This window comes from Runella sp., from assembly GCF_027484545.1.
GTDB lineage: Bacteria > Bacteroidota > Bacteroidia > Cytophagales > Spirosomataceae > Runella.
In genome coordinates this window covers 33,884-55,844 of the sequence record NZ_JAIXST010000247.1, presented here as the reverse complement: position 1 = coordinate 55,844, position 21,961 = coordinate 33,884, and the positions used below count along the sequence as shown (strand labels likewise).

The following is a 21,961-nucleotide window of genomic DNA, read 5'->3' as shown; positions in this document are numbered from 1 at the left end:
AAATGATGAAGAAGTTCGTTGCTCAACACCGTCCGATACTCGTAGTTTGTCTACTTCTTACTTTCGCAATATCCACTCGAATCAAAGCCCAAGTGGGAGTAGGGGTAAAAGCGCCAAAAACAGCTGAAGTTTATTTTGACGGCTCGCGCAAGATGCTCGACGAAAAATGGACGTATTGGGATGGTCCGCGTTTGGCGGCTACGCTCCCCATTAAGTGGTTTATTGTCAATGACCCCGTCGATAAAGGAACGGCAGTAAATACCAATGACCCTGCCGCCGCAGGTGGAAAATATGGCTCTGCCGATATTGTAACGAACGATAAGTTCAAGGATTTTCGGGCACATGTAGAATTCTACATTTCCAAAAAAGGAGGCAATAGCGGTGTGTATCTCCAAAATCGGTACGAAATTCAGGTACTCGACGGCGATACCACTTCACACGGAATGGCGGCGGTTATCAACGAATCTCCCTCTCCATACTATGCGTATAATGGGATTGGTAAGTGGAATTCCTACGATATTATGTTCCGTGCGGCTCGTTTTAAGGACGGAAAACTCGTTGAAAAACCGATGGTAACGCTGTATTTTAACGGCAAAAAAGTACACAAGAACCAAAAAATCAGCCAAGTATGGGGTGGACCTAACTCAGGAATTGACGGTGGAAACGACGGTGGAAAAGGAATCACTGATACACCGGGTGGCCTCAAACTCCAAGCCGAAGGCCACGATGTGCTTTACCGTAACATCTGGATTCAAAAAATGGATATTAAAGAGGCTAATACGGATTTTTAAGTGGTCCACGGTCAATAGTCGACAGTCCACTGTTATGGTTGAGACTTGGAGTGTTTTTAAAACATTCCAAGTCTTATTTTTTGACTCTTCCAGTCTTTTTTATTTTTCTTCTCTTTACTATTTTTTCTACTTCTACCGCCCAAAAGGTAAGGCTGGAAACTCCAAAAGCTACGGCTAATTCCTGCCACGTAAGAGGTTGAGTATGAAAAAATTTATTCATAAAAGGTACATAAATCACGGCCATCTGCAAACTTACCGTCAGGGCTACTGCCCCCAGTAAGGTTTTATTGCTTAATAATTCCTGCGTGAATAACGATTCTTTATGGCTGCGAATGGCCAGTACATAGCAAAGCTGACTCATGCACAATACCGTAAATACAATCGTTTGCCAGTGTTTATCCCCTGACTTTAGTTCATACCATTGAGTGCCTACGGTCAATATCCCGGTTAGCAGACCTACCCAAATGATATGAATTCCTAAGCCATTGGCAAAAATACTCTCTTTAGGTTCACGCGGAGGATGTGTCATGAGGCCTTTCTCGGCAGGCTCAGCGGCAAGTGCCAACGCCGGCAAACCATCCGTAATCAGATTGATCCATAAAATATGAACAGGAAGCAGAGGAATAGGCAGTCCGATGAGCGGTGCCAGAAAAATGCTCCAAATTTCGGCCGCATTTCCCGTCATAATGTACTTGATGAACTTCGTGATATTATCATAAATACGACGCCCTTCCCGAACGGCTTTGATGATGGTGGCAAAATTATCGTCCAACAAAATCATGTGGGCTGCTTCTTTGGTCACGTCCGTGCCCGTGATTCCCATGGCAATGCCAATGTTGGCGCGTTTGAGCGAAGGTGCATCATTGACACCGTCGCCCGTCATGGAAACAAATTGTCCCTTGTCCTGTAGCGCTTTGACAATGTTAAGTTTTTGTTCGGGCGATACACGTGCGTACACCCGAATGTCCAGCACCTGTTTTTTAAACTCTTTATCAGTCATTTTTTCCAACTCCTTACCTGTGACCACTTTTTGTTGGTCATTGTCCAAAATACCGATTTCGCGGGCAATGGTGGCAGCAGTAAGCGGGTGGTCGCCGGTAATCATGACGGGAATTATTCCTGCGGATTTACATTCTGAGATGGCTTTTTTTGCTTCTTCTCTTGGCGGGTCTATCAATCCAACCAAACCCAAAAAGGTAAGGTCTTTTTCAATTTCTTCTATTTTGATTTCATTGGGTAAAGTATCCAGAACTTTGGAAGCATAGGCCAACACACGCATTCCGGCGGCGGCCATTCGCTCTTCCTCTTTTTGAATGGGTTCATCTTCGCCGACAGTGATTGGGGCTATGGATTCGGCGGCACCTTTGGTAAATACATAGTATTTTCCTTCGTATTCGTGAATCGTGGTCATTGCCTTTCGTTCCGAATCGAAAGGTAATTCATGAATACGTTTATCATCGTCAACCCAGCGTTTCTCAAAGCTATCCTGTGTTTGGGCGTATTCGAGCATGGCGATTTCTGTCGGGTCGCCCGTGAGTTTTTTATTTTGCAGTTTTACATCCTGATTGAGTGTCATGGCTCGCAACAGAGGAGTTCGGTCGTTTTCATTTTGCAACCAAGTCTCTTTTACTTCCATCTTGTTTTTGGTCAAAGTACCTGTTTTGTCGGTACAGATAAAGGTCACGGAGCCAAGTGTTTCCACGGCATACAATTTTCTAACCAGTGCGTTTTTCTTAGCTAACCGACTCGCTCCCAACGCCAACGAAACAGTTATGACGGCAGGCAAAGCCTCAGGAATGGCTGCTACGGCCAACGAAATGGAAGTGAGCAGCATTTTACCGATTTCTTCACCGCGTAAATAACCTGCCAAGAACAGCAAGGCGCAGAGAATGAGTATGATAACCGTAAGTCGTCGGCCAAATTCGGCCATGCGTTTTTGGAGGGGCGTTTCGCTGCCTTCTTCCTGCAACATGCCCGCTATCTTCCCCAATTCACTTTCCATTCCGGTAGCCACCACTACTCCCGTAGCCCGCCCGTTGGTGATGTTGGTTCCGCTGAAAGCCATGTTGGTGCGGTCGCCCAAAGAGGAATCTTCTTCCTTTAGTTGTTCCACGGTTTTATCCACGGGCAGTGATTCCCCCGTCAGGCCCGCTTCTTCAATTTTCAGTGAATGAACTTCCAGCAAACGCACATCGGCTGGAACGGTATTGCCCGCTTCGAGCAGTACTATATCACCCTTCACCAACTCAGTAGAAGGAATATCTATCGTTTTTTTGTCACGAATGACTTTAGCCGTCGGTACTGCCAGTTTGCCCAATGCCTCCATGGCTTTTTCGGCGCGGTATTCCTGCACAAAGCCAATGACGGAATTGAGAATAATAATCCCCAAAATGACATACGTATCGGAAATGTCACCCACGATCCCCGAAACGATTGCCGCGCCTACCAGCACCAGAATCATTACATTCAGGAATTGCTGAAGAAATAAAACGACGGGAGAGCGTTTGTTTTTCGCTTTTAACTCGTTTCGACCCTCTTTTTCAAGTTTGTCTTGGGCAGTAGAAGCGTTGAGCCCATCAATGGTGGTGTTGTTTTGTTTTAGAACTTCTTCGTTGGGGAGTAAATGCCAATTTGGGTTCATAGGTGTTTTGTTAAAAATGATTGAAAGCGTGGAGTGATACTATTTTGTGATTCACTAAAATTAGCTGAATATTTTGAAGAGAGGATAGGAAGGGGGATGGAATCCTGTCGAATTTTGGTAAATCTATACCCTCAAATCTCCTACATTCCTTGTATGTTCCGTTTTTTACCCATTCTGTTTGTGTTTTTCCCCACCTTTTCTTTTGTCTAACACAATGAAATTTTCAAGCCGGACTTCGTTAAGTAGTTGACAACTCGTCAAAAAACGACAACGGTCGGTATTCCCACGAATACCGACCGTTGTCGTACGCATTGTTGGTTTTCAATCGCCGTTGCGTTTACCGCAATTTCCATTGCTGAACAGTTGTGCTCCACCAACGCGCCCAACGGTGTGCGAAGTGACCGGTGAAAGGGAGGGTAAGTGCGTACAAAGCCGCTGTTTTGGCTTCTGTCATTCCCCACACAATACCGATTTGAATCAGCCAAATAAAAGGGAAGGTAATGAGCGCAAAGAATACGATACGAAAGGCACTGGAAAACTGTTGGTCTTTGAGTTTTTTGGTAAAAATAAACGGAATGGAGTAGGGGATAACGCTGTTAATCCACCCGTAAAAGGCAATGGGAGAAGTCAGAAGTAACGCTAACGTGTTTATTATCAACAAGGAAACAGAGGGCTGAGGTTGTCCGTAAATCTCAGCTTCAATGCCTTGTTGTGCTAAATCCTCACGTTTGGCGGTGGTTTCTGCCATCAGCCTGTCGTAAGCTGTTATATCCTGTTGGCGCAGTTGTGCCAATTCATTTGCTTTGCGACGAACGTTGGTAATGGTATCACCTTCTTTGCGCAGCTCCAAATCGGTCAGCCATTTGAGCGTATCGTGGTTAGGAAGGTCGTCAAAATGCAGCATCAGTGATTTGATATCATCCGACATTCGACGGGTAATTTGGGTCAGTGTGCGGGGTTGATTCTGTTCGTATTCAGCCCGAAAATCCCTGACTTTGAAGGGTTCTCCAAAATTCAGTATCAGACGTTCTCCCATTTTTTGACAGTGCGTATAGTACAGACCGCAAGGGAGAATTTGCAGATTAACGTTCCAATTATGCTCCGTTTCTGCTTTAAAAGCAATACGAGCCAGCCCCTTTTTGAAAGGACGCAAATGATATTGTACGCCGTGATTGCCTTCGGGAAAAGCTGCCAGTGTGCCGCCATTGCTCAGAATATTGACGCAGGTTTGAAATATTTCATCGTTTTGCTGCATTTCGTCCATGCCGTCGCGGAGGCGATATACCGGCAGCATTTTTAAGGACATGAGCAGTTTTCGTACAAAATCCTTCTTGAAAAGATCGGCGCGGGTCAAAAAATACGGTTGACGGGCTCCGACATTGAGCACCACCGCCAACGCATCCATCAGCGTATTTTGATGGTTGGTGACAATTAAAAGGGGAGTATTGGAAGGTAAGTCTTTAGGGTAATTCCTGATTTCCACTTTACGATAAAAAATAACATTATGCCAAAAACGGACGTAAGAACGAAGAAGATTGTAAAAAAGGCTCTTTTGCTTCATAGCACTAAAATATGTTCAAAGTTTAGTAAATTTGTTTTGAAAAATTTTCCAACAATATGACGACTGCCGAACAAAACCAAAAAATTGTTAATTATCTTATTCCCTATCACCCTACCAAAGTAGGAATATTTGGCTCTTATTCACGAGGCGATAATCGAAAAGATAGTGATTTGGACCTTTTGGTAGGGTTTGAAACAGCCTTAGATTTATTCAAATTTATGCGTATTTGGGATGATTTAGAGGATTTATTAGGGTTAAAAATAGATTTAGTTACTGAAAACGCACTTAAAACATCGAATGAACGCGTTCAGAAATCAATCAGCAATGATTTAAGACTTATATATGAAAAGTGATCTTACGTATATAGAACATATTGAAGACTGCCTGAAAACCATTATCAGCTATGTTGAAGATATTTCCCAAATTGACTTTATACAAAATCGAATGGTGCAGGATGCGACTATAAGGCAATTTGAAGTAATGGGAGAGGCTACGAAACGTATTTCTTTCACCCTTCGAGAGCAGTACCCAGAAATTCCCTGGAAACAAATGGCCGGTTTTCGAGATCGTCTTATTCACGATTATCTAAGGGTTGATTTAGAACTGGTATGGAATGCTGCAAAATTTGTCTCCATTGACCTTTTGATACAAATCGAAAAAATAAAAAAAGAAGTTGACGAGGATGTTTAGTAGCCTTTTTATTTATAGCTACGGTGCAATAACCTTTTTGCGGCTCCAATAAAAAGCAATGGCAGTTCCTGATAAAATGTGCCAGATACTCCACCAACCGGCAATGATAGCCATGCCACCCAAAGGTAAATCTGTCGGAAAAACGGCCGGATTGAATAACAACGCCAATCCCAAACCGGAGTTATGGATGCCCGTTTCAATGCTCAGGGTACGACGGTTTTGCAAAGATAACCCAAACACACTTCCCATGCCGTAGCCGGTCAATAAAGCCAACGTATTTTGTAATAACACCACGACAAACACGTAGCCAATGTGATTGATGAAAATATCGAAGTTTTGGGTAAAGGCAATAACAACGAGCGCGATGAAAAATACCAAAGACAAAATTCGAAACGGCTTGAGAAGCACCTGAGCCACTTTGGGTAAATAAATGGAACAAAGCATTCCTATCAGCATGGGGGCTCCTAAAATCAGGGAGACCGATTTGAGCAGTGTACGCCAATCCAACGACAAAGGCCGCACCAATGAACTACTTTGAGCGTATAAGTTGCCCCAAAAAGTAAAATTAAAGGGCGTCATGATCACTGCTATCATCGTGCTGATGGCCGTCAGGCTTACGGCAAGGGCAACGTTTCCTTTGGCCAACGAAGTGATAAAATTGGAAATATTTCCTCCCGGGCAAGCGGCCACGAGTATCATCCCTAAAGCTACACCTACCGTAATGTTGTTGCCCAAGGCCGTCACGAGTAGAAAAGTGACTGCCGGCATGACAACTGCCTGACTCAATACACCGGCTAACAATTGCCGCGGATTTTGGAGGAGGGTATTAAAATGGTGAGGCTTAATATCAAGCGCCACTCCAAACATCATTAATGCCAATGCAATATTGACAGTAGCGGAGCTTTCGGCAGAAAAATTGAGACGGATATAGTCTAAGGCAGTTAAAGATTCTTTCATAAAGGTTAGCTTATAGGTCAATTTTAGGCAATGACAAACGATACTTCACCGCAATCAGGCGGACAATAATAATCAATAATACGCATCCGAGGGCGTTCCAATCGGTTTTGATTCCGTAAAAATCCAGCAACACAAACACAACGGCACCCGCCATGCAAGCCGTAGCGTAGATTTCTTTCTGGAAAATCAACGGAATCTCATTGATAAGCGTGTCGCGAATGACACCGCCAAATACGGCCGAAATCATGCCCAGAATAATGGCGGCGAAAGGATTGACACCGTATTGCAGTGATTTTTGTACCCCAGGAATCGTATAAACGCCAATACCAACTGTATCTAACAGAAAAATGACTTTGTGCAGGCGAAGCATTACTTTTTTGAACAAAACGGTGATAATGACACCTAACGCAATAAAAATCAGGTAGTTCGTGTCTTTCACCCAGGCCAAAGGATACACTCCCAGCGTCATATCGCGAAGTGTACCTCCGCCAATCGCTGTAATGAAACCCGTAAAAAAACACCGAAGAGGTCTTGGTACATTTTCTTGTCGGAAGCCGCCAAGGCCCCCGATATGGCAAATACCAAAACACCAATCATATCAATAGAATACGGCAATGACATATTTTGGGCTGAAAACGAACTGAAGTGCAAAGTAAAGAGAAAGGTGAATGAGAAACCAATTTTTACCTTTCATCAATTATTTTTCACGCTTCATGCAACCTTTCCAGTTGGAGTGGCATCTTATTAGTGAATTTAGCAGCATGAAGACAAAGTAGGAAGTCTACAGTCGATAGTCTACAGTTCTTAGATTGATACCATGGACTATAAACTATCGACTGTAGACCATAAATTTCCAACTTCTCCCCGCAAAAACCGTTTGTAAAGAAAATTAAACCGCTTATGTAAAAAAAGGTAGCTTGTATAGCAAAGTACCGTAGTTTTGAAGCGGAAATTAATAACAGCCATTTTAATTAACAGCCATGAAAACTTTTACGAGTTATGCGGTAGCTATGCTGCTGCTCTGTTCCTCTGCATTTGCGCAATCATCCCTCAAAGGAAAAGTATCGGGTGAAGTTCAGGAAATCACCGCCAAACCCCTCCCATTTGCCACTGTTTTATTATTGAACGCCAAGGATTCTACCTTAGCCAAAGGGGCGATTTCGAGCGAAACGGGCAACTACGAATTTGAAAATGTTGCCTTGGGTCGCTATCTGGTTTCTGCGACCATGATGGGTTTTCAAAAATCCTTTTCGGCTCCGTTTGAAGTGAGTGCGAGCCAAACGATTGTTACCCTTCCCGCGCTGAAAGTAGCCGAAATGACCCAAACGCTTAATGAAGTAAAAATCATCACCAAAAAGCCGTTTGTAGAACAACAGATTGATCGAATGGTCGTAAACGTTGAAAACAACATTGGTTCAGCGGGCGGTACAGCATTGGAAGTGCTTGAAAAAGCGCCGGGAGTTACGGTTGACCGTCAGAACGATCGTCTTCAATTCAAAGGCCGTCAGGGAGTTATGATTATGATTGACGGGAAATTGCAGCAGATTTCGATGCAGGATTTGATGAATATGCTGCAAGCGATGCCCAGCGACAACGTCGAAAAAATCGAACTGATTTCCAATCCTCCCGCCAAATACGATGCGGCAGGTAACACAGGACTGATCAATATTGTATTAAAGAAAAACAAAAACTTCGGTACCAACGGTAACTATACGCTGAGCGCTGGCTACGGACGTTACGAAAAACTGAACGGTTCTTTGGGCCTCAATTACCGCAATGCCAAATTCAATGCCTTTGGAAATGTGAGTGTTTTTCACGCTCGTTTTCGGAACACGCAGGATATTGACCGTGTCATTGCCTACAAGGATCAAATCACGTATATGGACCAAAACAGTCCCCGCGTTGGCAATCCTCAAAACTTGAGTTTTCGTACGGGTATGGATTTTTTTGTCAGCAAAAAAACAACCATCGGCGTATTGGCAACGGGCTTTTTGAACCAATTTAAAATGAACGGTATTTCCAGCACTGATTTCCGCGATAAAAACCAGACGTTGACCAGTCGTTTTGCAACGGATGCGTTTAACCACAATCGCCTGGACAATTATACGGGAAATGTGAACCTGAAACACGATTTTGGCAAAGGTCGTGAATTTAGCGCCGATGCTGATTACTCTTATTTTATCGGAAACTCCGGGAATGACCTCAATACGACCTATTACAGCCCCGAAAATGTAATGACGAGCAAAGACGTTTTTCGCAACATCATGCCTTCCAATATCAGCATTGCAGGCGCTAAAGTTGACTATATTCACCCCCTCAAAAAAGGCAAAGTTGAAGTAGGAGCCAAAAGCAGTCTGGTAAATACGGATAACGATATGCGTTTTGAAACGTTTACTGACAATCAATGGATTTTGGATCCAAAACGTTCTAACCGCTTCATTTACAAAGAGAACATCAACGCAGCTTATGTAAACTACAGCACGACGTTGAATAAAAAGACGCAGTTGCAATTAGGAGTACGCGCCGAACATACGCATTCTAATGGAAACTCGGTAACCTTAAACAATGTAATTGACCGCAACTACGTCAACTTGTTCCCAAGCGTGTTTGTGTCGCGTACGTTGGATACCAACAATGTGTTGAATGTGTCATTCAGTCGTCGCATCGACCGTCCGAATTACAGTAACCTGAATCCATTTCAGTTCTTTTTGGATCCTTATACGTTCCAACAGGGAAACCCCAATTTGCGCCCGCAGTTTACCAATTCGTTCCAGATTATGCACGTTTTCAAAAGTGCTTTTTCAACTACGTTGGCCTACAGCCGCATCAACGACGTGATTGCTGACCAGATTCCAAAACAGATTCCTGAGGAAAACAAAACGTACGTAACCACCGAAAACCTCGACCATCAAGACAATTATAACCTGACGTTGAGTATTCCGATTACGGTCAAAAAATGGTGGACGATGCAAAACAACGTCAGCGCGTTTTATAACCGCTTCCGTTCCTTCTACTACGGAGCCGACTTGGATTTGGGACAATTTGGGGCAACGGTGTTCATGATGAATAATTTCACCCTGCCCAAAGGATACACAGCTGAGTTGAGCGGATTCTGGAATTCACCCACGCAATACAACATCCTCAAAGCGCAGGCTCAAGGACAAATCAGTGCGGGATTTGCCAAGTCATTGTGGAATCGGAAAGCATCGTTGCGTCTGAACATTCAGGACATCTTTTTCCTGAATCGCTTTGCGGGAACGGTTAACTACCAAGATTTGAACTTCAAGGTAATGTCGCGTTGGGAGAGTCGTCAAGTACGTTTGTCTTTTACGTATCGCTTCGGAAATCAGAATGTAAAAGCGGCACGTCAGCGCAGTACAAGCACCGAAGATGTACGTAGTCGGGCCAATTCAGGACAATAAAAACGAATAATTCTTACCGTTCCTTCTGTAACTTTTAGGGAAAAGCAGAGTATTCACGGTAACGAACCCGATAAAGACTTTTAAAGAATTTAGTTTAGGTTAAGAAAACGTCGGAAAGTCGGGCTTCACTTGAGGCCCGACTTTTTTATTATTGAGTTTTTTCCAATAATTCAAATTCAGCTTTAAATAGAGCAGGGCGTTCCTGCACTTTGTCACCAAATTCCATCACAATCCCCGATTTCTTATCGTAACTTTTCCATTCAGGAGCGCCTTTGGCGTTGGGGTTGCCGAATTTGGCAAAATTGACCCAATAATCGGACATGGTATTCTCCAACTGACGGTCTGTCTCCTGCCACGGACGGTTCCACGTATGAAGCGTATGCAGCACATAAGGCACTTCGGAGGTGTGAAAAGCACCGTAATTTGGGAAATTGGGCTTATCCGGTGGAATGTGCGTAAATTGGTAGAGATACGATTTGCTTTTATTGAATCCCGCCCACAAATTTGCCGACATCGCTGCAAACGACAACAGACCTACTTTCAGTTGCGCGGCTTTAGCTTCCTCGTCGGTAGCGGCGGGAAAAAGTTTTAAAAACTCCTCGGCGTTGGCACCGTATCTTTCCTGTGCCTGCTGCTTAAACTTCTCAGCCGTCAATGCCTGCCCGCCCATGATACCGCCGTCGCCCGACACCCAACCGGCCATGAGTGGCACGTCGTTGTGTTTGCCTTCTTTGAAATGTGAGTAAATGTCGGTGGGTAAAACGTGTCCATCCAACGTAACGCCAAATCGTATTCCCTGCGTAGCGGCCAAAATCTCGGCGGGCGTTTTCTTGCGTAATTCAGCCAAATTGGCTGCATTGGCTTTCTTTTGGAACGCTTCTCCGTTCTTTTCGGCACTCGCTAAGGTCGTTGGAATGCGGTTGGAAAGCATCCCGCCGCTTTCGGCAATGGCACGGTGGAAAAGGCGTTTGGCCAACGGCGAAGCTACCAAACAATTGACACTCATTGAGCCGGCCGATTGCCCCGCAATGGTCACATTATTGGGGTCACCGCCAAAGGCGCCGATATTTTCCTGTATCCATTTCAACGCCGCAATTTGGTCTAACAACCCATAATTGCCCGAGGCATTGTTTTGTTCTTTGCTCAATTCGGGATGCGCCATAAAACCCAGCGCTCCCACGCGGTAATTAATGCTCACAAACACCACTCCTTTTTTTGCCATCTCTGCGCCATCGTAAATAGCACAGGCGGCCGAACCCGACGAAAATCCACCGCCATAGATCCAGACAAAAACGGGACGATTTTCGTACGGTACTTTCGCGCCCGTCCACACATTGAGGTACAGACAGTCTTCGTTCAGCGGCTCAGGCGGAGCAATGAACTCCTCCGTCCAGCAGGAAAAAGGTACGGGTTTGGACTGAATAGGACTGGCCGAAAAAGCCTCGCATTTGCGGACTCCTGTCCAGTTTTTAACGGGTTGCGGTGCTTTCCAGCGCAAATCACCCACGGGCGGTGCGGCAAACGGAATGCCCTTATAACTGTGAATATCACCGTTTTTGGTGCCCGAAAGCGAGCCGTTTTCGGTTTTGACAATGTCAAGCTGTGCAAAGCTTTGCAGCCTGGCCACAAGCAACAAGGCAGAGAGTAGGATAGGAAGTTTTTTCATACATAAGAAATGTAAAAACGGGGGTAAACTACTCGTTCTCTGGAGGCAAAGTGAGCTGTTGAAAGTCTGATTTTAACTGAATGATGATTCAATTTGGCTTAACTTAAATACAAAGACTTATCTGCTTAAATATACACACAGATAAATGTTGAATGAGAAATAATTCATCTTTGTTAGTGAAGGAAGTTGATAAGTCTTATTTTTTCACCTTTCCCATTTCTTCCTTAAAAAAAGCAATCATCTTCTCATAATATTTTTCAATCATCACACCCGGTCCATGACCGCCTCCGGGGATAATAATTAACTCACTTTTGACTTTGCTTTTCTGTAAAGCTTCGTAGAGTTTTTCACTTTGACAATGAGGAACGAGTGGGTCTTTGTCGCCGTGAAAAATCAGGAACGGAGGGTTTTGAGCGTTAACGTACGAAATGGGATTGGCCAAGGCGCATTTATCGGGGTTTTCCTGAATGGCACCGCCCACCAACGAAGATTCGGGTGATTTGGTATCATTGTGCGCAAACGAACTGCCGCAGGCGTCCATGATAAGAAAGTCCGTCGGGCCAAACCAATCCACGATGGCGTTGACCTTGCTGTTTGTTTGGGTGTATTTGCCCAAACTGCCTTCGATATCAACTTCTAAGCCGTGGATGGAGTGCGTTTGGGTGGTGTTAGTCGTTCCCGTCAATGCCGTCAGGTGCCCGCCCGACGACCAGCCCGTGACGCCGATGAATGAGTTATCCATTGAAAATTTGGCCGCGTTAGCCCGTACAAATCGTATGGCGGCTTTCACATCCTGAATTTGAGCGGGAAATTTGGCATCGCTGCTTGAACGGTGGTTAATGCTTACCACGGCAAAACCATTATTCAGAAGAGTTTGACCTAATCCTTCATTGAATACCGTGCTTTTGGAAGAATTAGAAAACCATGCACTCCCGTAAATTGCCACTACAATTGGAAAAGGCGCTTTCCCGACGGCAGGCAAATGAATGTCCAATCGATGCCCCACGATGTCATCGCCTACGTAATCAATATCTAACCAGTGTTTGGAAGAAACAATGGCTGTTTGTTCCGCATTGATTTCTTTGGGTTGCGCCATTGCAATGAGGGAAATGAAGGTGAGCAGGAAAGTGAGGATTTTCATGTTTGGTTTGTTTTAGGCTGACGGATTTTTCCACTGCCAGCAGCATTGATTTTTATGTAATTTCAAAATAGAGTTTATGTAATTTCAAAATAGAGTTTATGTAATTTCAAAGTTAACGATATATTTGTATTGAAAATGAACAGGTTATGATAGAAAGGCAGATAGTGAGTATTATTAATGATTTATGTTCTAAATTTCCCGTAATTGCTCTGACCGGACCGAGGCAATCGGGAAAAACAACGCTACTCAAAAATACATTTCCCGATTATCAATACGTGTCACTTGAAGACATTGACAACCGTGATTTTGCTCAAAATGACCCGAAAGGGTTTCTGAAATTATATGGTGAAAAGGTTATTTTTGACGAGGTTCAGCGAGTACCTCATTTGTTTTCATACATTCAAACCATTGTTGATGAGCGTCGCCTAATGGGGCAATTTATCTTATCAGGTTCGCAAAACTTCCAATTGTTACAGAACATTACTCAGAGTTTGGCGGGACGGGTAGCCCTGTTTAAACTTTTGCCTTTTGATTTTACAGAACTCAGAAATGCGGATCTGTTACCTGACGATTATCCTGATCTACTTATCAAAGGGGCTTACCCGGCCTTGTATGACCGCCAAATCCCTTCCAACGTTTTTTATGCCAACTATCTTCAGACTTACATTGAACGCGATGCTGTTGAATTAATTCATATCAGAGAACTGCGTCAGTTCAGGTCTTTTTTAGGATTGTGCGCGGGTAGAGTCGGTCAGTTGCTAAATATCAGTTCGTTGGCCAATGAATGTGGTATATCGCAGCCTACGGCTAAAGCTTGGCTGTCTGTTTTAGAAAGCAGCTATATTACTTTTCAACTACCCCCTTATTTCAAAAACTTCAGCAAGAGGATTGTCAAAAGCCCTAAACTGTATTTTTATGATACAGGTTTGGTTTGTCATTTGCTCGGTATCAAAACAAGTACTGATTTATTGCATAACCCTTTGAAAGGCAGTCTTTTTGAAAATTTAATCATTGCTGAATTTTATAAACAAAACGAACACCGATACCAACATCAGGACTTTTATTTTTGGCGTGATTCCAACGGAAATGAAGTTGATTTGCTGCGCCCCGATGCAATGACTTTTGATATTTTTGAAATAAAATCGTCCCAAACTATTCTATCTGATCAATTTAAAGGTTTAAAGTTTTTACAGGAAATAGCCCAAGAGACAGTTGCCGCAAAAACATTGATTTATGGTGGGAGTGAAGTCCAACACCGCAGCCAATATACCGTATTGGGATGGAATCACTTATAATTCAATTCTTTAACGATTGAACAAAAAAAGCCCCATTACGGGGCTTAATTATTTGCTAATTAGCAGAATAAAAGATAACTATAGTGCTAAAGCTTTCTCTAACAGCGCCTTAGTGGCCTTTATACCCGCATCTTCGTCTAAGTAATTTTCTTTGGCACCCATCATTTTCATAAATCCTCCTTCGTACTCAATGCCGATGAATCCTTTGAAACTTTTGGGAAGCCCTGCTTTTACGATAGGCATCATTTTGTTGAAATCAACGTCGGTACAGTTTCCATTGGCATCAAACAAATGCGTTTTGGCACTGACTCCTTTGGCGTAAGGCATGAGCTTTTTCACCCCTTCGTATTTGTCAAATTCGTTCAAAACTTTGGCGTCCCTGAAACCTTCCATGGTCATAGTTTTGGGTGTTTCGCGCTCGGTGAAATTGCCGAAATCGGGTAAAACCCCCGCATACGGGTTTTTTACCTGTTTAACTAAACTCACCAACCAATCAGGATTGGTCGAAACGTTGATGTGGTTTTCGATGATGACGCTTATGCCGGTTTTTTGGCCAAATTCCGCCAATTTACCATAACCGTCTACGCCCGCCTTCATCAATTCATCGGGAGTACCGTCGCCGGTCATGTTGACCCGGACGGAATGACAACCTAAAAATTTAGCGGCTTCAATCCATTTGTAATGATTCTCAACGGCTTTCAGGCGTTTAGCTGCGTCGCTTGCGCCCAAGTCGCCTTCGTTGTCGACCATGATGAGCACGTTGGTGACCCCCAAATCTGAGGTACGTTGTTTAAGTTCGCTAAGATAAGCTTGGTCTTTGACTTTGTCGGCCCAAAACATAGACACGTATTCTATGGCATTGATGCCGAAATCGTTTTTGGCTTTGGCCGGAAAATCCATGTTTTTGAGCTTGCCACTGAACAAAGAACTGGCCAGAGAAAATTCAGCCAAAGAAATTTCAAACCATGGTTTGACGGTAGCAAAAGCAGATTCTGCTACCAAACTTGCCGCAGTGACCATTCCCAATTGATTCAGGAATTGGCGGCGATTAAGGTGATTGTCTTGAGATGTCATTTTTGTAAATGGTTACAGTTGGTTTTTAACGTCGGCGAGGACTATCAAACGTCGGCGAGGTTTGGAACGGGGGCGCCCAGCCCTCGCCGACGTTCCCTCTTTACCTACGCTTTACTCCTTTTTGCCTTCAAAAGCCATACCCATGGCTTCCAATTTGATTTTGGAAACTTTGGCCGCTTCGTCCCGAGTGAAATAGATGGTGGCTTTGCCGTCGGCATCAAATTTATCAGGGGTGCCGGTAGCTGTTAATTCTCCGCCCTGACCAGCCGCATTCATAATCACTTTGCCGTCTTTGACACTTACTTCGATGTAGTCAAAAGGCAATCCGGTCATTTTGTATTTACCAGCATACGTACTAAGGTCATTGGCAGGAGCAGTGGTTGCTGCGGGGGCGTTGCCTGAGGCAGGGGTGCCGGTTTTGAATTCAATTCCCATTACAACCATTAGCGAACCTTCCGCTTTAGGATTTTGGAAAACTAAATAAATGTCATGTACACCTTCGGTAGGAGTCAAGTTGATTTTTACCATATTTCCCCCAAAACCTCCTTGGTCAGTAGCTTCAATAAATCCTGATTCGCCAATGACCTTGCCCGTAGGTGAATCTAAGCGAAGCTCAATATTTCCTCCCTGTGCATTTAATTGAGCTTTGGGAGTGGCAACTGTCAATTCAACTCGTTGAATGCCCGTCAAATCAGCCTGGTTGAGTCCAATGTAAGCGCCTGATTTGCTTGGAATCACAAGTTCATTTCCACCAAAAGACATTTTATTTACTGACTCAAATTTATCAAAACCATGCGGACTTACTTTTGCATTGCGAAGCGTGTACGTTTGCTCCGAAGTAAGTGATGGCAAGCCGTTGTTTCCTTGGTCTTCGTAAGATGCCCGGAGAATATACACTCCATAGCCTTTGTCACCAGCAGGTACTTTGGTCGTATACGAACCTGCTGCCGGCAATGAATTGGCGTTGATTTTTTCATTGGAAAGGCTCAAAATGTATTTCACCATATCGCCGGCATCGGCTGCCGAAAGTTGTGGGTGGCCTGCCATGGGAGTTTCACCCCATACGCCGCTACCGCCTGAAATGACTTTTTTGGCGAGTTTTTCGACCGCACCGGCATCTCCTTTGTATTTTTGAGCAATGGCGCGGTACATAGGCCCGATGGATTTTTTGTCAATGCTGTGACACGCCTGACAGTCGCTGCCGGCAATCAATTTTTTTCCGGTGGCAAAACCCGCACTCGCATCCGCCGAGCGGTGACCTTGGGCAATCGCTATTTTGTCATAACCTTCGGCCAAATAGTCAATGCTGACCGCCACTTGTTCTGGTTTGATTTTTCCGTTGGCTAAGCTTCCGTCTTCTTTGTCGTTTACTTTTACCTCATAATCAAATGATTTGTTGGGGAAAAAGAACGTCTTGTTGCTTTTGGGTATATCAAAGGTCAATACCGGAGGTTCATTCCCGGCCGTCAATTCCAACGATTGAGAATTGGTAGCGCCTTTGGCGTCGGTCACGGTTAACGTAGCTTTATACACGCCCGCTTTGGCAAGGGCTAAGGAAGGATTTGCTTCGGTTAGGACTTTGTTAAAACCGTCTTTGGAAGTGATTTTCCACGAATATTTCAAGGCATCACCATCAGCATCGGTAGTTCCTTTGGAAGAAAGATTGACTTTGAAAGGAATCGAACCGCCCATTTTATCGGCAGCTATCTGCACGACAGGCTTTCTGTTTCCGCCGTTGTATTCGATGCGAATCAAACGCGCATCGTCGTTGGCGGTAAACCAACCCGAGCCGTATTCAAGCATGTATAAATCGCCGTTGGCGTCAAATTCCATATCCATTGGATTGCTGAATTTGTAGCTTGGCATGAAGCGGTCCATCGAAACGTAGTTGCCGTCTTTGTCCATCGTTACGGCCATGATCCAGCCGCGCATCCAGTCGTAGGTCAGGATTTTGCCTTCGTAATACTTGGGGAAAGCATGAGCCGAATTTTTGAAATTTTCACTGTAAAATACTGGACCAGCCATGGCATTACGACCGCCACTGCCTACCATTGGAAACTCGGGCGATTCGCCGTAAGGATACCAAATGAAGGCTTTTTGTGCAGGAGGCAATTCTTTTAAGCCGGTATTGTTAGGAGACGTATTGATGGGCTTGGCTGCATCCCATTTCTCTCCCGATTTATTGGCGGCAAAATCAAATTTGTTGTAGGCTTTGTTATCGCCCACAAAATGAGGCCAACCAAAATTTCCTGCTTTGCGAGCCTGGCCTACTTCATCGTGTCCGGCCGGACCGCGGTCGTCAGCCGGTTTGTTGGCATCGGGACCTACTTCGCCCCAATACACAAAGCCCGTTTTCTGATCGACGGAAATACGGAACGGATTGCGATGGCCCATGGTGTAAATTTCGGGACGAAGCCCCCCTGCCCCCGAAGGGGGGGGATTCATTGCAGAATACTTGTCTGTCCACATTTTTTTAGCTCCCCCATCGGGGGCAGCTTGAAAGAGATTTTCTTCAGGAATCGTATAGGTTCCATCCGGTTGCGGTTTGATGCGGATGATTTTCCCGCGCAAATCGTTGGTGTTTGCCGATGATTTTTGCGCATCCCACGATTCACGGCCCGGGCGCTCATCGCTTGGGCTGTAGCCGTTGGAGCCGTGCGGATTGGTGTTGTCACCCGTTGAAAGGTACAAATTTCCTACTTTATCCCACGCGATAGAGCCGCCTGTGTGGCAGCACTCTTCACGTTGGGTAGCTACTTCGAGAAGTACTTTCTTAGAACTTAAGACCAATTCATCGCCGCGTAATTCGTAGCGGGTCAGAATGTTTTTAGGATCGCCGCCGGCAGGAGAGTAGTAGAGGTAAATCCAATGATTTTGGGCGAAATTAGGGTCTTTGCTCAACCCTAACACTCCATCTTCTCCTTCCGAAACTTTGCCTTCTTTGCTCGTGTATTTGGTGCTTACGTCTAATTTAGCAATGGTTTTCAATTGCTTGGTTTTGGTGTTATACAACCGTATCTCTCCTTTGCGTTGGATAAACAAAATACGTCCGTCACCCAATACGGAAAGCTCCATGGGTTCGTCCAGTTTTTCTTCCAAAACCACTTTTGTAAAGCGGTTTTCTTCGGGGCGAGCTTTGTTATAGTCCAGCGCTTTTGGGTTTTCGCCGCCCATAACGTAATTCAAACCGGCCCAAATATGATTTAAGAAAAGAGGTTCCGAGAAGGTTTCGTCGGTGTGGCCCATGGCCGTGTAAAACGCTCTTCCGCCATCAAACTCCTGGTACCAACTCATGGGGTGATTATCGCCGTTTTTGCCGCCCTGATAGGTTTTTTCGTCAATTTTTACCAGTACATTGATGCTGGGGCTGATGTTTTTGAAAGCGTAAAATTCGTCGGTGCGTTCAAACTCGTCGGGCATCCCTTTGGTGGCCCAGTGGTTTTTCATGGCTACGATAAACTTTCCTTTTTGAACGTTGCTGGGAACCGAAGGGTGATCTAAAAAATACGCCCCCGCCAAACGCCCGTACCAAGCCCAACCGTATTCGGTGTCAGTAGCAGCGTGGATACCCAGATACCCGCCGCCTGCTTGAATGTAGTGCTCAAAACCCTCTTGTTGAGCCGCATTCAGCACATCACCTGTCGTATTCAAAAACACAACCGCACGGTAGCGTTTGAGATTTTCGGTATTGAATTGGCCCGCATCTTCGGTCAAATCAACGGTAAAGCCTTTTTCTTTGGCCATTTTTTGAAAAGTAGTTTTTCCCGCTTCAATCGAAGCGTGTCGAAAACTCGCCGTTTTGCTGAAGACAAGCACACGCGGAAGGGAAGTTTGACCAAAAATCAGCCCAGCGCTGAAAGCCGTTATTCCCCAGCAAAGCAGCAGACAACGGGCCGAGTTTCGGAAGTTACGTTTTGTTTTTGTCATGGAATTTTTTCAATTGATAGGTTTGAAAACTTACTAAAGTTAAAAAAAAAGATTGGGATGGTTTTATTATTATCTCAATGTGGGACAATATTAATAACTTTTATTTTATTCCTCAAATTTTTCTGTATTTTTGCCCGAACACCTGCTCTAAAGTATGCCACTTATGAATGAACTTGATGATTTTTTAGCATTAAAAGACCAGTTTATCCCTCAACTTTCAGTCGATTGCGTGATTTTTGGTTTTCATAATCAACAATTGAAAGTATTGTTGCTAAAATTGAAAAATTTAGATGTGTGGGCGCTGCCGGGGGGCTATGTGGAACAGAATGAAGGAATTGACGAAGCAGCCCAACGCATTTTGGAAGAGCGGACGGGGTTGAAGGATATTTATTTGGAACAGTTTCGGGTATTCGGTTCAGCCGACCGTTCCACCAAGGAATTTATTCAAAAAATTATGGAAGTTCATCATCCGGAAGCAATGAATGAACCTTGGGTGTTGCAGCGATACGTTTCCATTGGTTATTATGCTTTGGTCGACTTTTCAAAAGTGAACCCAATGCCCGATTTTTTGTCGGAGTCCTGCGAATGGTTTGAGATGAAACAGTTGCCGAAATTGGCCTTTGACCATAGCGAAATTACCCGAAAAGCCCTTGAAACTCTTCAGTTAATGTTGGATTATAAATTGGTAGGCTTCAATTTGTTGGCCGATACCTTTACGATGATTGAACTGCAAAGTCTTTACGAAACTATTTTGGAAACACCTCTGCGTCGCAATAATTTTCAGCGTAAAATGTTGAGTATGAATATTTTGGAAAGGGTAGAAAAACTCTACACAGGCGCCGCCAACAAAGCTCCTTATCTGTATCGTTTTAAGAATAAGGTAGTACGAAGGACGAATTTTCAATGACGAAGTACGAATGACAATCATTCTGACCCCTAATTTCTGTCTCCTGACTTCTCACTTCTGATTTCCTACTTCTGCTTTTTAGAGGAACATAAATGAAGAAGTTGGTGTTTTTTTTTCATGGATATACTTTACAGCTACCTTCGCCCTTATTGGAAACTCATTCTTGTGGCACTTTCGTTAGCCGCTGTCAACCAGATTTTCTCCCTGCTTGACCCCTACATTTACCGACTAGTTATTGACCGCTACGCTACTGATTTCAAGCGTTTTACGGAAAGTGAATATATAATGGGTATTCTCAAGTTTGTGGGAATGGCCATTGGTGCGGCCATGGTGTCGCGCATTGCCAAAAACTTTCAGGATTATTTTGTCAGTGTCATTACGCAACGTGTTGGAACTCAGATTTACACGGATGGAATCAAACATTCATTGGGACTGCCTTACCAAGTGTTTGAAGATCAGCGCAGCGGGCAAACGTTGGGTGTGTTACAGAAAGTAAAAACTGATACCGAGCGTATGATTACGTCAGTCGTCAACGTGGTTTTTCAGTCCTTGATTGGGATTACGTTCGTGATTATTTACGCTTGGAGTATCTATTGGCCTATCGCACCTGTTTACTTTTTAACGATTCCCGTCATTGCGTGGTTGAGTTCGGTACTGAGTAAACGCATCAAAAAAATACAGACCAAAATCGTAGCAGAAACCACCGCTTTGGCCGGTAGTACAACGGAATCTTTACGGAATATTGAGTTGGTAAAAAGCCTTGGTTTGACCGATCAGGAAATTAAACGGCTCAACGGAAATACTGAGAAAATCTTAGGTTTAGAACTTCGCAAGGTGAAGTTTGTCAGAACCTTAGGGTTTGTACAGGGAACGACCATTAACTTTCTGCGCAGTTGTATCGTGGCTTTGATGCTTTGGTTGATTTTCAAAGAAGTGTTGAGTATCGGTCAATATTTCTCGTTGCTGCTGTACTCGTTTTTTATTTTCGGGCCGTTGCAGGAATTGGGCAACGTGATTCAGTTGTATAGAGAAGCTGAAGTATCGCTTAATAATTTTCGCGACATCATGAGCCGCCCCAAAGAAGCCAAGCCGGCGCAACCGACTCCATTGGCCAGAATTGAAAAAGTAGCTTTCAATGACGTTTCGTTCAAACACCTCACTGCCGCTCGTCCCGCCCTTCGTAATGTCAATTTTGAAGTAAAAAAAGGAGAAACCATTGCCTTTGCGGGGCCTTCGGGAAGTGGAAAAACGACGCTTATTAAATTGTTGGTGGGATTGTATGACCCCGAAGGAGGAAGTATTCTGTACAATAACATTGACAGTCGACAAATAGATAAGGACGAATTGCGGGAACAAATTGGCTTTGTGGCTCAGGACGCCCAATTATTTTCGGGTTCCATTCGGGAAAATTTGCTTTTTGTAAAGCCTACGGCGACCGATGCTGAATGTTTGGACGTACTTCAAAAATCGGCTGCTTATTCACTGCTCAACCGGGCTGATAATGGCTTGGATACGGTCATCGGCGAAGGCGGTATGAAAGTATCGGGCGGCGAAAAACAACGTTTATCCATTGCCCGTGCGCTGTTGCGTAACCCTAATCTGTTGATTTTTGACGAAGCTACTTCGGCGCTAGACTCATTGACCGAAGAAGAAATCACGAAGACCATTCGCGAAATTTCCACCAGTGAACAGCATATTACGGTGCTGATCGCTCACCGATTGAGCACCATCATGCACGCCGACCGCATTTTTGTGTTGGAAAAGGGCAAAATAGTAGAGTCAGGAAACCACGACGATTTACTGACTCAGAAAGGTCTGTACTATGCCATGTGGCGTCAGCAATTGGGTGAAAGTGAAGTAATGACAAATGCCTGAAAAATTGACTGAGA

The 21,961-nt window shown here is 44.3% G+C and carries 15 protein-coding genes and 1 pseudogene; 7 read left to right on the top strand and 9 right to left on the bottom strand.

Annotated elements, in window-relative coordinates:
• Positions 1 to 5: 5 nt before the first annotated feature.
• Positions 6 to 791 carry a DUF1080 domain-containing protein gene (locus Q0081_RS22590; RefSeq protein WP_298358973.1) on the top strand — a complete coding sequence of 262 codons (786 nt, stop codon included), beginning with the start codon at positions 6 to 8 and terminating at the stop codon, positions 789 to 791.
• 73 nt (positions 792 to 864) lie between these two features.
• Here Q0081_RS22590 and Q0081_RS22585 read toward each other — a convergent pair whose 3' ends face one another.
• Positions 865 to 3,432, bottom strand: coding sequence for a cation-translocating P-type ATPase (locus Q0081_RS22585; protein ID WP_298358948.1), 2,568 nt, complete (start codon positions 3,430 to 3,432; stop codon positions 865 to 867).
• A 337-nt stretch (positions 3,433 to 3,769) separates the two neighbouring features.
• Complete coding sequence (locus tag Q0081_RS22580; RefSeq protein ID WP_298358946.1) at positions 3,770 to 4,993, bottom strand: 1-acyl-sn-glycerol-3-phosphate acyltransferase; 1,224 nt, start codon at positions 4,991 to 4,993, stop codon at positions 3,770 to 3,772.
• A 56-nt stretch (positions 4,994 to 5,049) separates the two neighbouring features.
• Between Q0081_RS22580 and Q0081_RS22575 the strand changes: the two genes are divergently transcribed.
• Complete coding sequence (locus Q0081_RS22575) at positions 5,050 to 5,346, top strand: nucleotidyltransferase family protein (RefSeq protein WP_298358943.1); 297 nt, start codon at positions 5,050 to 5,052, stop codon at positions 5,344 to 5,346.
• Positions 5,336 to 5,683, top strand: a complete 348-nt coding sequence (locus Q0081_RS22570; RefSeq protein ID WP_298358940.1) for a DUF86 domain-containing protein — start codon at positions 5,336 to 5,338, stop codon at positions 5,681 to 5,683. The genes Q0081_RS22575 and Q0081_RS22570 overlap by 11 nt, the downstream gene beginning before the upstream one ends.
• 18 nt (positions 5,684 to 5,701) lie before the next feature.
• On the opposite strand, the gene Q0081_RS22565 is transcribed toward Q0081_RS22570, so the two are convergent.
• The 3 genes and pseudogenes from Q0081_RS22565 to Q0081_RS31675 all read right to left on the bottom strand — a co-directional run.
• The gene (locus Q0081_RS22565) at positions 5,702 to 6,640 is read right to left on the bottom strand and encodes a bile acid:sodium symporter family protein (RefSeq protein WP_298358937.1); all 939 of its coding nucleotides are present in this window, start codon (positions 6,638 to 6,640) and stop codon (positions 5,702 to 5,704) included.
• Positions 6,641 to 6,650: 10 nt separating this feature from the next.
• Positions 6,651 to 7,010 carry a TRIC cation channel family protein gene (locus tag Q0081_RS22560; RefSeq protein ID WP_336912278.1) on the bottom strand — a complete coding sequence of 120 codons (360 nt, stop codon included), beginning with the start codon at positions 7,008 to 7,010 and terminating at the stop codon, positions 6,651 to 6,653.
• A 66-nt stretch (positions 7,011 to 7,076) separates the two neighbouring features.
• Positions 7,077 to 7,237 (bottom strand): annotated as a pseudogene (locus tag Q0081_RS31675) (TRIC cation channel family protein); the annotation flags it as partial.
• Positions 7,238 to 7,620: 383 nt separating this feature from the next.
• Here Q0081_RS31675 and Q0081_RS22555 point away from each other — a divergent pair.
• A complete protein-coding gene (locus Q0081_RS22555) occupies positions 7,621 to 10,062 on the top strand; it encodes a TonB-dependent receptor domain-containing protein (RefSeq protein WP_298358934.1) in 2,442 nt (813 codons plus the stop codon).
• Positions 10,063 to 10,210: 148 nt separating this feature from the next.
• Here the strand turns inward: Q0081_RS22555 and Q0081_RS22550 are convergent, their stop codons facing one another.
• Together Q0081_RS22550 and Q0081_RS22545 are read right to left on the bottom strand one after the other, a co-directional pair.
• Positions 10,211 to 11,728: a carboxylesterase/lipase family protein gene (locus tag Q0081_RS22550; protein ID WP_298358931.1), complete on the bottom strand. Its 1,518-nt coding sequence runs from the start codon at positions 11,726 to 11,728 to the stop codon at positions 10,211 to 10,213.
• 196 nt (positions 11,729 to 11,924) lie between these two features.
• Positions 11,925 to 12,869 carry an alpha/beta hydrolase gene (locus Q0081_RS22545; RefSeq protein ID WP_298358927.1) on the bottom strand — a complete coding sequence of 315 codons (945 nt, stop codon included), beginning with the start codon at positions 12,867 to 12,869 and terminating at the stop codon, positions 11,925 to 11,927.
• A 146-nt stretch (positions 12,870 to 13,015) separates the two neighbouring features.
• On the opposite strand from Q0081_RS22545, the gene Q0081_RS22540 reads away from it, so the two are divergent.
• Complete coding sequence (locus Q0081_RS22540; protein WP_298358924.1) at positions 13,016 to 14,164, top strand: ATP-binding protein; 1,149 nt, start codon at positions 13,016 to 13,018, stop codon at positions 14,162 to 14,164.
• Positions 14,165 to 14,242: 78 nt separating this feature from the next.
• Here Q0081_RS22540 and Q0081_RS22535 read toward each other — a convergent pair whose 3' ends face one another.
• Positions 14,243 to 15,238: a sugar phosphate isomerase/epimerase gene (locus Q0081_RS22535; RefSeq protein WP_298358921.1), complete on the bottom strand. Its 996-nt coding sequence runs from the start codon at positions 15,236 to 15,238 to the stop codon at positions 14,243 to 14,245.
• 111 nt (positions 15,239 to 15,349) lie between these two features.
• Positions 15,350 to 19,165 (bottom strand): ThuA domain-containing protein, encoded by a 3,816-nt coding sequence (locus Q0081_RS22530; RefSeq protein ID WP_298358918.1) that lies wholly within the window; start codon positions 19,163 to 19,165, stop codon positions 15,350 to 15,352.
• 163 nt (positions 19,166 to 19,328) lie between these two features.
• On the opposite strand from Q0081_RS22530, the gene Q0081_RS22525 reads away from it, so the two are divergent.
• A complete protein-coding gene (locus Q0081_RS22525) occupies positions 19,329 to 20,072 on the top strand; it encodes an NrtR DNA-binding winged helix domain-containing protein (protein WP_298358915.1) in 744 nt (247 codons plus the stop codon).
• A 117-nt stretch (positions 20,073 to 20,189) separates the two neighbouring features.
• Positions 20,190 to 21,947, top strand: a complete 1,758-nt coding sequence (locus Q0081_RS22520; protein ID WP_298358912.1) for an ABC transporter ATP-binding protein — start codon at positions 20,190 to 20,192, stop codon at positions 21,945 to 21,947.
• The last annotated feature ends 14 nt before the right edge of the window (positions 21,948 to 21,961 follow it).

What these genes read in the sequence shown, in the direction of transcription:
- Q0081_RS22550 (WP_298358931.1), bottom strand. Translation starts at nt 11,728, where the DNA reads ATGAAAAAACTTCCTATCCTACTCTCTGCCTTGTTGCTTGTGGCCAGG.
- Q0081_RS22540 (WP_298358924.1), top strand. Translation starts at nt 13,016, where the DNA reads ATGATAGAAAGGCAGATAGTGAGTATTATTAATGATTTATGTTCTAAA.
- Q0081_RS22580 (WP_298358946.1), bottom strand. Translation starts at nt 4,993, where the DNA reads ATGAAGCAAAAGAGCCTTTTTTACAATCTTCTTCGTTCTTACGTCCGT.
- Q0081_RS22570 (WP_298358940.1), top strand. Translation starts at nt 5,336, where the DNA reads ATGAAAAGTGATCTTACGTATATAGAACATATTGAAGACTGCCTGAAA.
- Q0081_RS22585 (WP_298358948.1), bottom strand. Translation starts at nt 3,432, where the DNA reads ATGAACCCAAATTGGCATTTACTCCCCAACGAAGAAGTTCTAAAACAA.
- Q0081_RS22560 (WP_336912278.1), bottom strand. Translation starts at nt 7,010, where the DNA reads ATGCTTCGCCTGCACAAAGTCATTTTTCTGTTAGATACAGTTGGTATT.
- Q0081_RS22525 (WP_298358915.1), top strand. Translation starts at nt 19,329, where the DNA reads ATGAATGAACTTGATGATTTTTTAGCATTAAAAGACCAGTTTATCCCT.
- Q0081_RS22545 (WP_298358927.1), bottom strand. Translation starts at nt 12,869, where the DNA reads ATGAAAATCCTCACTTTCCTGCTCACCTTCATTTCCCTCATTGCAATG.
- Q0081_RS22575 (WP_298358943.1), top strand. Translation starts at nt 5,050, where the DNA reads ATGACGACTGCCGAACAAAACCAAAAAATTGTTAATTATCTTATTCCC.
- Q0081_RS22530 (WP_298358918.1), bottom strand. Translation starts at nt 19,165, where the DNA reads ATGACAAAAACAAAACGTAACTTCCGAAACTCGGCCCGTTGTCTGCTG.
- Q0081_RS22520 (WP_298358912.1), top strand. Translation starts at nt 20,190, where the DNA reads ATGGATATACTTTACAGCTACCTTCGCCCTTATTGGAAACTCATTCTT.
- Q0081_RS22565 (WP_298358937.1), bottom strand. Translation starts at nt 6,640, where the DNA reads ATGAAAGAATCTTTAACTGCCTTAGACTATATCCGTCTCAATTTTTCT.
- Q0081_RS22535 (WP_298358921.1), bottom strand. Translation starts at nt 15,238, where the DNA reads ATGACATCTCAAGACAATCACCTTAATCGCCGCCAATTCCTGAATCAA.
- Q0081_RS22590 (WP_298358973.1), top strand. Translation starts at nt 6, where the DNA reads ATGAAGAAGTTCGTTGCTCAACACCGTCCGATACTCGTAGTTTGTCTA.
- Q0081_RS22555 (WP_298358934.1), top strand. Translation starts at nt 7,621, where the DNA reads ATGAAAACTTTTACGAGTTATGCGGTAGCTATGCTGCTGCTCTGTTCC.